Source organism: Paraburkholderia caffeinilytica (assembly GCF_003368325.1).
In the GTDB taxonomy this organism is placed as follows: domain Bacteria; phylum Pseudomonadota; class Gammaproteobacteria; order Burkholderiales; family Burkholderiaceae; genus Paraburkholderia; species Paraburkholderia caffeinilytica.
The window spans coordinates 386,312-398,897 of the sequence record NZ_CP031466.1 but is presented as its reverse complement, the minus strand read 5'-3'; the positions used below and the strand labels follow the sequence as shown (position 1 = coordinate 398,897).

General features: G+C 60.3%; 7 protein-coding genes. 4 read left to right on the top strand and 3 right to left on the bottom strand.

Going from position 1 to position 12,586, the window contains the following annotated elements; genetic code table 11:
- Window positions 1-55 precede the first annotated feature (55 nt).
- Window positions 56-556, bottom strand: a complete 501-nt coding sequence (locus DSC91_RS01855; RefSeq protein WP_115776563.1) for a lecithin retinol acyltransferase family protein — start codon at window positions 554-556, stop codon at window positions 56-58.
- A gap of 913 nt (window positions 557-1,469) precedes the next feature.
- On the opposite strand from DSC91_RS01855, the gene DSC91_RS01850 reads away from it, so the two are divergent.
- Entirely contained in the window at window positions 1,470-1,970 is a 501-nt protein-coding gene (locus DSC91_RS01850; protein ID WP_115776562.1) for an Ohr family peroxiredoxin, read from the top strand.
- 145 nt (window positions 1,971-2,115) lie between these two features.
- Here DSC91_RS01850 and DSC91_RS01845 read toward each other — a convergent pair whose 3' ends face one another.
- Window positions 2,116-3,324 (bottom strand): NAD(P)/FAD-dependent oxidoreductase, encoded by a 1,209-nt coding sequence (locus DSC91_RS01845; protein ID WP_115779643.1) that lies wholly within the window; start codon window positions 3,322-3,324, stop codon window positions 2,116-2,118.
- A 542-nt stretch (window positions 3,325-3,866) separates the two neighbouring features.
- On the opposite strand from DSC91_RS01845, the gene DSC91_RS01840 reads away from it, so the two are divergent.
- Complete coding sequence (locus tag DSC91_RS01840; protein WP_115776561.1) at window positions 3,867-4,541, top strand: response regulator transcription factor; 675 nt, start codon at window positions 3,867-3,869, stop codon at window positions 4,539-4,541.
- Between the two features lie 42 nt (window positions 4,542-4,583).
- Here the strand turns inward: DSC91_RS01840 and DSC91_RS01835 are convergent, their stop codons facing one another.
- Window positions 4,584-4,886 (bottom strand): response regulator transcription factor, encoded by a 303-nt coding sequence (locus DSC91_RS01835; protein ID WP_308422882.1) that lies wholly within the window; start codon window positions 4,884-4,886, stop codon window positions 4,584-4,586.
- An 808-nt stretch (window positions 4,887-5,694) separates the two neighbouring features.
- On the opposite strand from DSC91_RS01835, the gene DSC91_RS01830 reads away from it, so the two are divergent.
- On the top strand, window positions 5,695-6,732 hold the full coding sequence (locus DSC91_RS01830) for a LysR family transcriptional regulator (RefSeq protein WP_115776559.1): 1,038 nt from the start codon (window positions 5,695-5,697) through the stop codon (window positions 6,730-6,732).
- 207 nt (window positions 6,733-6,939) lie between these two features.
- Window positions 6,940-12,447 (top strand): trifunctional serine/threonine-protein kinase/ATP-binding protein/sensor histidine kinase, encoded by a 5,508-nt coding sequence (locus tag DSC91_RS01825; RefSeq protein ID WP_115776558.1) that lies wholly within the window; start codon window positions 6,940-6,942, stop codon window positions 12,445-12,447.
- Window positions 12,448-12,586 lie beyond the last annotated feature (139 nt).

The following is a 12,586-nucleotide window of genomic DNA, read 5'->3' as shown; positions in this document are numbered from 1 at the left end:
TTCGTAGAGAATCACGGTGCATATTCGGTGCGACCTCGGCGTCACGCAGCGCAATCTAAGCCGCGAATGTCCCGGCGATTCGGCTTCGCGCGGTCACGGAGGGCATGCACTCTCCCCTCGCAAGCGCAAACAACATCTTGATACCTGTCCACGGATTCCTTAAGCACCGGCGCACCTGCTCACTCCGCCCGACGCCTGATACACACCAGGTGCAGAAGTGTTCGCAGTTATTGGTCAGCAACTGATATTGGTCTTCGCCGAGGCGGGACCTGGCTCTCTCCACGGCATCGGTCCCGGTATAAATGGCGTCGGGTTCAGATTGAATTTTTATGCCTTTTCCTGCTGCAAATCCGTGCAATGGAATATATTCAATGGGGCGCCGTTTCGAGGAATGATGAAAGCCGCCATAGTGAATAACTTGTCCATTCCCCGCATAAATTCCGTGGTGTGTATAGCCGTCCCGTTCACTAATAAGATGGGCGCCAATTGCGATAGCGCATCCTGCGGTGGTCAACGCCCGCGAAGTTGCGAGCCAATCAACATAAGGAGTTTCCATGACGAGCCACCCATGTCATATCCGCGATGAGTTCAGTACCACCGGCGGACCTCGTTCATCAACACACCGAAGAGCCAATCACCCGCCTGCGGGCCGAAGGCAAAGCAAGTCCTTCCGAGGAAGCTCTCCTCAGGAACAGTGACCACCTCATCACAGTGGATTTACATTCACCCGCCGCCGACAAATGGGCAGCCAGGAAGATCGAGCGGTGCGGTCGCCATCAAGCACACTCATGCGGACTGCCAATTCAGCTGGATGTCCGCTTTACGAGCCGCATGTTTCAGTTCTCATGCCTCCCTGGTTACGGAAAATCGCGAACTGGGAGGCGGATATCAGACTTCAGAAAATACCGCTGAACGAGACCGCAATTGCAAGCCCGACACTGACCGCAGATAACATGATCCAGCCTGCAAACACCGACAGGGGTCCGAGACGAAACATGACGCTCTCCACTAACGACCTCAACGACCGGCCAACTCAGTCGAGTCGATCGCGATGCCATGTCGGGAATACTAGGCGCCGAGCCCCTACCTTGGTAGATACGCGTCACAACACTCACTGTTGTCTCGTAGACACCAATAGGTATCGCCACGATACTGCGCCCGAAGTCAGCCGGCCGCTAAAGAACCTGAAGTCGATACCGTCGTGCTGATCGGGCTCTTCCAGTGTCGATGGCCGTCCATGCTTTTCCGCATAGGCACGGGATGCGCGGAGTACCATCTGCATGGGAATCAACAGTTTCGACGAGGCGCTCCGGTTTTATCTGACTATTTAGATTGTCGCCAAACTGGAAACACCATGTGTACCTGTACGACCCTACCGTCACCCTCTGCGCCCATCTACCATTGAAGCGGCGTTGCCTCGTAGGCTAACCAGGAATCGGAACGCGCATCACGGACCTCGAGAGTGCCCCATGGACAACAACAAGCTGCAAGCCCCCCCGCTTTCCCTCCTCGACCGATATCGAGGCCGGGATTTTCATCCACTGTACACAACGACTGTCACCGTTTCGGGCGGCGAGACGGGACACGGCCGCGCATCTGGAGTGGCTCGTTCAGACGACGGAAATCTTGTTGTTGAACTGCGGCTGCCCGCTGAGTTCGGTGGACCCGGTAACGGGACCAATCCCGAGCAGCTGTTCGCGGCGGGCTTTGCGGCGTGCTTTCACGGCGCACTGAACCTGCTCGGGAAACGCGCCGCCATGGAGATCAGCGAGGCTGTTGTGGAGGTGCAGGTTTCGTTTGGCCGTGATCCCATGGACGGAGGCTATGCATTGGTCATCGACGTCCGGGTCCGGATGCCTGGCGTTGACCGACGCGTAGCGGAAGAGATGGTTCGAGCTGCCGAGCGCTTGTGCCCGTATGCAAAGATGGCCAGACAAGGGACCGTCAATATCGTGACCGTCGTTGGCTGACGCTGTTGGCTGACGTTGTTAGCTGACCCAACACCCCGCGAGCGGCGGTGGCGTGTGATCGTCTGTTGAAGACGTTCATTGCCACCGTCGCCACACATGGCTGCCCCACCCTGCTCACCGCAACAGCTTTGGTGATGCCTGCCGGTTAGCCGACGGAAGCCTGCGGGTTGCCCGCTGCCAACGCTTCGGTACGGTTCGGCGCGGGCGGGTAGATCCACTGCGTGTTGATCATCTGTTTGCGCGCCTTTCCTTCGGCGTGCGTCAGTTTGATCTGTCGATCCCAGCCTTCCGAGTAAACGGCCCCCCATTCGCCAAGGTCGAGGCAAGTCGCATAGAACGGCTGTCTGTATTCCAGCGTCGGCACACCGATCAGGTCTGCAGCCACGTTGTGCCCGCCGAATTGCCCCATCACGATAGCGTGTTGACAGGACATCAATGCATAGTGCCCGTCATCGTCGCTCCGGGCTCGCGCCACATCACCCGCTACAAACACATCGGGCGCTTCGGCCACACGAAGATCAGGCGTCACCTCGACGCGTCCCAGTGGGTCAAGATGCGAGGAAACTTGCGCGGTCAGTGAGCTGGCACGCATTCCACCGGCCCAGATCACGGTCATGGCTTCGATCCGGGCGCCCGACGCAGTATGAACCCCGCCCGCATCGACCGACACCACGCCAGATCCAAGTACGGCCTCGACGCCCAGCGAGTCAAAGGCTTCAGATACATACGGCCGAGGATTGGGGCCGAGATCCGGACCAATGTCGTTCTGCGATCCGATCACGACGACACGAACCGCCGCGTCAGCGCCAAACAGCTCGCGCATTCGCTTAGGCAATTCAGTTGCGACCTCGATACCGGTAAAGCCACATCCGACAACTGCGACCGTGTTGCGTGCCGGCGAATCCGGCAATTTCACCAGCTCTGCGAAGTGATTGTCGAGCGCTACCGCGTCCTCAATGCGATCGACCGAGAATGCGTACTCCGCCAGACCCGGAACCGGTGGCTTGTTCAACCTGCTGCCACTGGTCAACAGCAAGCGATCATAGGCGAGCGAACGCGTTGACCCGTTGGCTGATACGACATTCACCGTCTTGTCATGAACGGATATCGCTTCGACATTGCCTTCCAGAAAATTCACGCCCACGGCGTCCAGCAGCGGACGCAGCGGTGCGGCCATCCGCTGCGGCTCGCTTTCGTATAGCCGCGGACGGATCTGCAATTCCGGTTTCGGGGAGATCAAGGTGATTTCAACGTCACTGCTCCTTACACCGGCACCATCGAGCACGCGAGCTGCGCCTAGTGCGCCCCACACTCCAGCGAAGCCGGCACCCACTATCAAGATTTTCTGCGACATGATTATTGCCTTCGGTTGGAAAGTTACGAAGTCGACGATAAGCACCGAACTCATAGCAACAGGTGCCTGCTTTGTTCAGCGGCGAGCTCCGGGATGACTGAGCATGGTTCCCGGACTCGGAGAACGATGGTGGCCGCAAGCTCAATCGACAACACGGACATCGCTTGCGCGGCACCGTCAGGGTGGATCGTAGACTCGGACATCGAGGGCCAGTAGCCCCGCGAGCGAACTCACCATGTTGCCCCGACGACAACAATCAACGAATATCTCTTTGCGCATGAGGATCCGCTGCCAGTCCGAAGTCGCCGCTCGAATAGCCAGGAAGAACACCGGTGCGACGTGCAATCGCCAGACGAAACGCATGGCAGTGCAGAAACACTCGTGAGCACGTGGCCGATGGCCGCGTAAAGGGGCATGGATGGACATCGGTACAAAGGACGGATTCACCCGGGCCGGCTCGTTGTTTTGTACGTGGTAGCATGGCCGGCATCATCGGACGCGACGCCGTCGCGTGCACCGCCGGTCGCGAGAAAGGAGGAGAGATGAGTTTGGGGTCGCATTCGACATCGTCCCAAGGCTCAGGCACCCGCAAGGAGCCCGTGGTCTATGTGGTCGACGACGACGAGTCGATTCGCTTCGCCCTCGGCGGTCTGCTGCGCTCAGTCGGGCTACGGGTGGAGACATTCGAATCGTCGCGGGACTTTCTCGCGTTCCCGAAGGGCGACTCCCCGAGTTGCCTGGTTCTCGATGTCAGGCTGCGCGGCGAAAGCGGCCTTGCCGTTCAGGAACAGATTGCGAAGAGCGGCGTGCATATGCCGATCGTCTTCATGACAGGGCATGGCGATATCGCCATGACGGTCAAGGCGATGAAAGCCGGGGCAGTCGATTTCTTCGCGAAGCCGTTTCGCGACCAGGACATGCTGGATGCGGTTACCAATGCGTTGGCGCGCGACAGTGAGCGCCTCGCGGCCGAACAATCGACCGCGGCGGTTCGTGCCGCATACGAATCGCTGACACCGCGCGAGCGGGAAGTCATGGGGTTCGTCGTGGCCGGACTGATGAACAAGCAGATTGCCGCCGAGATGAATCTCAGTGAGATCACCGTGAAGATTCACCGGGGCCAGGCCATGAAAAAGATGGCAGCACGATCCGTCGCTGATCTCGTCAGAAAATCAGAATCGCTGGGCGTCAATCCACAGCCCCCGAAGTCGTCTTGAAAGACGACTTCGGGAGCGCTGTTCCGGCCTGTCGTCGATCCGCTACGGCAGATCCAGCGCGACGCTGAGCCAATGCGCAAAGGTGCTGGCATCAACCGGCTTGTCGAGTACAGCCAGTGCGCCATTCGTCATGGCCTTCGCGTTCAGGTCGGCCGCCGGAAATGCCGTGATGAATATCGTCGGCGGCGCATAGCCGAGTGCCAGTAGGCGGTCGCGCATCTCGACCCCCGACATGCCTGGCATCATGACGTCGGAGATCAGGCATGACGTCTGCGCTATGTAGCCGGATTGCAGAAATTCCTCCGCCGACGCGAACAGGCGTGTATGCCTACCGAACGATCGCACGAGCGTCCCCATCGCAAGGCGGACGGCCTCGTCGTCGTCGACAATTGAAACTATCTGAGCTGAACACAAGACCAGCCTCGACTTTTAGAATAGGGAGTGCACATAGTCAAAACACCGCCACGCTCTGCAAGAATGCCACCGCGCACTTCTACGATACTCAGCGTAATTCTCGTACCGATGACCGAGAATCATACAAACGTGTTAAGGCGCCGCAAGCACATCGCCCGATCCTGCTCGATGGTCGTCGAGACCAGGTGCGGCGTGTGGGTCCGCTGCGACGGCAGCCTCATACTTCAATATGACTGCGTACCGGGCATCGAACCGTGTGACGGGATCGCTCAACATTCGGATCGTCACACGCATGACACAGACAAATGCTCTGTGTGGAGTTGCGAGACTGGCTTATCCATTGCATGTCGGACGATCCGTGCCTGAAGCTCGCCGACACCTTGCAGCGGGTGTCCCTATCCCGCGGGCTATACGTTTGTATGAGTGTTCGAAGCCTATGTAGAGGCAGCGCTACCCGTCCGTAGAATGGTTTTGTGACGACCGCGCGCCTACCCTTGTCTCATGGCCGGAGCGCTCGCAACCCCGCGAGGCGTGACGACCATTCCTGAAGGGAAAAGCCATGTTCAACAGACTGCACAACCGGACCCTGATCGGTGGAAATGCATGCGACGAGTACGCGTTCATAGGTGGCCCGGCAGAAACGTGTATCGGCGAGCAGTGGATCTGCACCGTATTTGCCTGCAATAACGGGTGCAACGCAAAGCCCAAACGAACACGGTGAAGGAAGCGGGAGACATCAATGGATCAATCGGATACATTGCAGCGCGGCCTTCGCGTGGGTTTGCCCAGTAGCGCTGACGCCTTGTCTACCTGTTTCGCGACGAGTTACGCGGGGATCATCGCGTTCATGGCGGTCGCTACGGAGGGAAGCTTCGCCAAAGCCGGGGAACGATTGGGGGTTGGACGCTCGGCTGTCTGTCGAAATGTTCAGAAGCTTGAAATGCAGTTAAGCACGCGCCTGTTTCTCCGAACCACAAGGACAACAAGCCTGACGCAGGAGGGCGAGAGGTTCTTTGAGAACTGCAATCAGGGTGTGACCCATATCGTCGAGGCAATGAACGACATGCTGGATCTCCGCGAAGGTCCGCCTCGCGGCTTGCTTCGCATCAGTTCGACGGTTGGATTTGGACGCAAGGTGGTTGCCCCGCTGCTTTCCCGGTTCTCCAGGGCCTACCCCGATATCGCCGTCGACCTGCGTCTGGATGACAGGCCAGCGGATTTCGCTGCGGAACAGATCGATGTCGCGTTTCGCGACGGGTGCATCGAGGACTCCAGCATCATTGCCAAGCAGTTGATTCCCATGCAGATGGTACTCTGCGCATCCCGCGCCTACGCCGAAGAGCGGGGACTGCCATCGACGTTCGAAGAGCTGGGGCAGCATGACTGTATCAACTTCAGGTTCTCCAGCGGTCGCGTCTTCGAGTGGGAGTTCAAGGTAGAAGGCCATTTGCGAAAGTATCTGCCGGCCGCCAGATTGACTTTCAACGACGCAGACCTGGTGTTGACGGCAGTCCTGGATGGTCGTGGAATCGCCCAGATGCCCGGATATCAGATATGCGATTACATTGCACGCAATGAGCTTGTCATGGCGCTAAGGCAGTATGTGCCGGACGACCGGGGCCACTACATCTGCTATCTTTGCCGACAACACTTGCCGTCACGCATTCGCGTGTTTGTCGATTTCATGACGGAAGAGATTCGGGCGCTCGATCTGAATGACCTGAGCGTGTTCAACGCGGATGACACCGAGACTTCGGCGGGTAAGATGGCGGCGTGAATCCAGCCACACCGAATGGCGCCTCGGTCACCGAGGTGTATCATGCCGGAATTCCTGCACCTGCAGCTTTGGTAATCGATGAGATGCCATGCTGTAAATCGATTTCGGAGCGTACCCCGCGCCGATCATGCGGACGGATGTAGCGTCCAGACCAATGTCGGGTAGCAGTGTGCGGCAGATGAAAGCCTACATTTGTTTCCGGCGCCAATGGGTAACCAACTCCAGACCTTGTGGGACGATGGCGAGCGCGTTTTCTGCCGCGGGCGTCGCCCGGGCAAGGGCGACGGCCAAAACATCCTGCTCGTGCGGCCCGCCGCCGAACATCCACTACCGGCCAGCCTCGATCGCCTCACTCACGAGTTCGGCCTGAAAGACGAACTCGATGACGCATGGGCGGTGCGGCCGCTGGAACTGGTGCGCGAAGGCGGCCAGACCCTGCTGGTGCTCGAGGACCCCGGCGGTGAGCCGCTTGCACGGCTGCTCGGCGCACCCATGGAAATGGGAATTTTTTTACCGCTTGCCGTGAGCATTGCCGCGGCGTTGGGCAAGCTCCACCAGCGCGGCCTTGTCCATAAGGATCTCAAGCCCACTCATATCCTCGTGAACTGCGCCGACACACAGGCGCGGCTCACCGGATTCGGTCTCGCCTCGCGGCTACTACGCGAGCGACAGGCGCCCGGGCCGCCCGAGACCATCGCCGGCACCCTCGCCTACATGGCGCCCGAGCAGACTGGCCGGATGAATCGCTCGATCGATTCGCGCAGCGACCTCTATGCGTTCGGCGTCACGCTCTACCAGATGCTGACCGGCGTGCTGCCATTTACGGCCACCGACCCCATGGAATGGGTACACTGCCATATCGCCAGAAGGCCGGTGCCGCCCAGCGCACGGGTGGAGACCGTCCCTGCTGCGGTCTCCCACATCATCATGAGGCTGCTCGCCAAGACGGCCGAGGAGCGCTACCAGACCGCCGCCGGTGTCGAGCATGATCTGCAGCACTGCCTGGCCGACTGGCAGCGTCAGCGCCACGTCGAGGCATTCCCACAGGCCGAACACGACACGCCTGACCGGTTGCAGATTCCCGAGAAGCTGTACGGGCGGGAGCGCGAAGTCGACACCATGGTCGCCGCGTTCGACCGGATCGTCAGCAGCGGCGCGCCGGAGCTGGTACTCATCTCCGGCTATTCCGGCATCGGCAAATCCTCAGTCGTCAATGAACTGCACAAGGTGCTGGTGCCGCCGCGGGGGCTCTTCGCATCCGGCAAGTTCGACCAGTACAAGCGAGACATTCCCTATTCGACGCTGGTGCAGGCTATTCAAAGCCTGGTACGGCCGCTGCTCGGCAAGAGCGACGCTGAGCTGGCGATCTGGCGCGGTGAGTTTCTGGAGGCGCTGGGCCCGAATGCGCGGCTCATGACCGACCTCATCCCTGAACTGAAGCTTATTGTCGGTGACCAGCCGCCGATCCCGGAGCTTGAACCGCAGCAGGCGCAAAGCCGTTTCCAGCTCGTGTTCCGCCGATTCATCAGCGTATTTGCCCGGGCGGAACATCCACTTGCGCTCTTTCTCGACGATCTGCAGTGGCTCGACGCGGCGACACTCGACCTGCTCGAAGATCTATTGGCCCAGGCGGACGTGCAGTACCTGATGCTGATCGGCGCCTATCGCGACAACGAGGTCGAAGCCGCGCATCCGCTAGCGGTCAAGCTTAAGGCCATCAGGAACGCGGGCGTCAAGATCGATGAAATTGCACTGGCGCCGCTGGCCAGCACGCATGTCAGACAGTTGATCGCGGATGCGCTTCACAGAGAGCCGGAACGCATCGAGCCCCTGGCTCAACTGGTGCATGACAAAACCGCCGGCAATCCGTTCTTCGTGATTCAGTTTCTCTACTCGCTTGCCGAGGAGGGCCTGTTCCACTTCGACCATGACGCGGCGTGCTGGTCCTGGGATCTCGATCGCATTCGCGCCAAGGGTTACACCGACAATGTCGTGGACCTGATGGTTGGCAAGCTGACCCGCCTGCCGGCTGAGACGCAGCAGGCGTTGCAGCAGCTTGCCTGTCTCGGCAACGTCGCCGGGATCACGAATCTTTCGACCGTTCTCGGCATCCCGGAGGCGCAGCTCCACGCGGCGTTGTGGGAGGCGCTCCGTCAGGAGCTGGTCGAGCGCCTGGAGGGATCCTGCGCGTTTGTTCACGACCGGATTCAGGAAGCCGCCTATTCGCTGATCCCCGAAGCCTCGCGCGCCGAGGCCCATTTGCGGATCGGGCGGCTGCTCGCTGCACAGACTCCGCCGGAAAAGCGGGAGGAGGCGATCTTCGAGATCGTGGGTCAGCTCAATCGCGGCGCCGCGCTGATCACCAGGCAGGACGAACGGGAGCAACTGGCGAGTTTCAATCTGCTCGCCGGCCAGCGCGCCAAGGCGTCGATAGCCTATGCCTCGGCGCTCACCTATCTCGCCACCGGTGCGGAACTATTGAACGACGATTGCTGGGAGCGCCGGCATGAACAGATCTTCGCGCTGGAACTGAATCGGGCCGAATGCGAATTTTTGACCGGGCAGTTATCGGTCGCAGACGAGCGCGTCACGGCGCTGTCGAATCGCGCCACGACAACGCTCGAACAAGCCCTCGTCGCGAGCCTGCACATCGATGTCTGCACGACCCTCGATCAAAGCGACCGCGCGATCGCTGTTTGTCTCGCCTTCCTCCGGCGTGTCGGCATCGAGTGGCCGCCCCATCCGACCGACGAGGAGGTGCGGCGCGAGTACGATCGCATCGGGTCGCTGCTTGCAGGCCGGACCATCGAGGAACTCATCGACTTGCCGCCGATGGACGATCCGGCATCCCTCGGGACTGCCGGTGTTCTGAGCAAGGGTTTCTCACCAGCCTTGTATACCGATGCGAACCTGGCTGCCCTCATGAGCTGCAAGGCGGTCAGTCTCAGCCTCGAACGTGGCAACTGTGATGCGTCCTGTTTCTCCTATGTCATGCTCGGCAAGATAGCCGGACCGCGTTTCGGCGACTACCCGACCGGATTCCGACTCGGACAGCTCGGCTACGAACTGGTCGAGCGACGCGGGCTAAAACATCTTGAAGCTAGAACGTACGCCTGCTTTTCCGCTTTCGTCGTGCGCTGGATGAAACACGTGCGGGCTTGCCGTGATCTGCTGCGCCGCGCGTTCGAAGCGGCGAACCGCGTCGGGGACCTCCCGTCCGGGGCCTACGCGTGCAACAATCTGAACTCGGACCTCCTCTTCGCCGGCGAGCCGCTGCCTGAGGTGCAAGGCGAAGCCGAAAATGGCCTCGCGTTCGCCGAGAAGGCGCGGTTCGGTCTTGTCATTGACATCATCACCACGCAACGCTCGCTGATCCGGACTCTCCGGGGACTCACGCCTCAATTTGGCTGCCTTGACGATGAGCGGCTTGATGAACTTCGGATCGAGCGCCGTTTTTCAAAGACTCCGGAACTGGCGATCGCTGCGTGTTGGTACTGGATCCGGAAATTACAGGCACGCTATCTTGCAGGCGACTATTCGGTTGCCATGGATGCCGCATCGAAGGCGCAACCCCTGCTCTGGACCTCATCCTCGTTTTTTGAGGAAGCCGAATATCACTTTTACGGTGCGCTGGCCCACGCCGCGTTGTGCGACTCCGTCCCGGTCGGCGAGCACCCACAGCACCTGGACGCTGTAGCGGCGCATCACAGGCAACTGAAGATCTGGGCGGAGAATTGCCCGGACAATTTCGAGAACCGCGCCGCACTGGTCAGCGCCGAGATTGCCCGCATCGAAGGCCGCGTGATCGACGCCGAGCAGTTCTACGAGCAGGCCATCCGCTCGGCGCAGGAAAGCGGCTTTGTCCATAACGAGGCGCTCGCCAACGAACTCGCGTCCCGCTTTTACGCGGCACGCGGTCTCGAGAAAATTGCCCGTGTGTATTTGCAGGACGCCCGCTACGGCTACCTGCGTTGGGGGGCAGACGGAAAAGTAAAGCAACTCGAGGAGCGGTATCCGTACCTGGCGACGGAAGAGCCCACGCCCGGGCCGACGACCACGATCGCAACGTCCGTCGAACACCTCGACCTCGCGACGGTGATCAAGGTGTCGAAGGCCGCCTCGGGCGACATCGTTCTGGAAAAGCTGATCGACATGATCATGCGTACGGCAATTGAACAGGCGGGCGCGGAACGAGGTCTGCTGGTTCTGTCGGACGGCGGCGAACAACGGATAGCCGCAGAAGCGACGACAGGCGGTGACGCGACCCAGTTGCAGTTGCGCGATGTGCCGGTGAGCTCGGCGATGCTGCCGGAGTCGATCGTCTACCATGTCTTGCGCACCGGGGAGAGCATCTTCATCGACGATGCCGCAGCTGAGTCGTCGTTTTCTGCAGATCCCTATATCCGTGCGCATGGCGGCCGTTCCATTCTGTGCATGCCCCTGGTGAATCAGGCGAAGCTCACGGGCGCGCTCTACCTCGAAAACAATCTGGCAGCCCGCGTGTTCAGCCCGGCCCGGATCGCCGTACTGAAGCTGCTGGCCTCGCAGGCAGCAATTTCGCTGGAAAATGCCCGTTTGTATCGCGACCTCGCAGAACGTGAAGCGAAGATCCGGCGTCTCGTCGACGCCAACATCATCGGAATCATTGTCTGGAATGCCAGCGGAGACATTCTCGAGGCCAATGACGCGTTTCTTCACATGGTGGGATACGAGCGGGACGATCTTGTCTCCGGCCGCGTACGCTGGAGGAATCTGACGCCGCCGGAATTGCATCAAGGCGATGAACAAGCCCTCGCAGAGGCCATGCGGACGGGGCGCGCGCAGCCCTTCGAGAAGGAGTACATCAGAAAGGATGGCAGCCGTGTGCCTGTCATGGTCGGCGCGGCCACTTTCGAGGCGAGCCGGAAGGAAGGCGTCGCCTTCGTGCTCGATCTGACCGAGCGCAAGCAGGCGGAGGAAAAGGTCCACGAGAGCGAGCGGCGCTATCGCGAGGTGCAGACGGCGCTGGCGCACGCGAACCGCGTGGCCACCATGGGACAGCTCACCGCCTCGATCGCTCACGAAGTCAATCAGCCAATCGCCGCGACGGTGACCAACGCCCAGGCTGCGCTGCGGTGGTTGGGCGCACAACCTCCTGACATCGACGAGGTCGGGCAGGTGCTCAGCCGCATCATCAAGGACGCCAATCGGGCGGGAGACGTGCTCGGGCGGATCCGTGGGCTGATCAGGAAGACGCCGCCGCGGAAGGAACCGGTGGACATCAACGAAGCGATCCGCGAGGTGATCGAGCTTACCCGTAGCGAAGCCACAAAGAGTGGCACCTCTGTGCAAACTCAATTCGCCGAAGGTTTGCCGTTCATTGAAGGAGACCGTGTCGAATTGCAACAAGTGCTCCTCAACCTGATCGTCAACGCGATCGAGGCGATGAGCGGTGTCAGCGATGGCGTACGACAATTGCTTATCGGCACGGGGATAGCCGATTCGAACTGCGTGCTCGTGACAGTACGCGATTGGGGACCAGGCTTTGCTCCGCACACTACCGAGAGCGTCTTCGCCCCCTTCTACACCACGAAGCCCACGGGTTTGGGGATGGGGTTGTCGATCTGCCGTTCAATCATCGACGCGCATGGCGGTCGTTTGTGGGCGAGCGCAAACCAACCCAGCGGCGCGGTTGTTCAATTCACCGTGCCCGCCCATCCAGCCTTTCTATCGTGATTGCCACGCGGCGCGAGGACCTCCTGCAGTTGGGGCTTGCGCCGACGTTGGAATGTCCGGGCGCGCGTGCAGACTAGTGTCCGCAGATCGCGTGTGTGGCAAAAAGGCGGCACTGTCCACTGGGTGAAAGCCCTTGAGG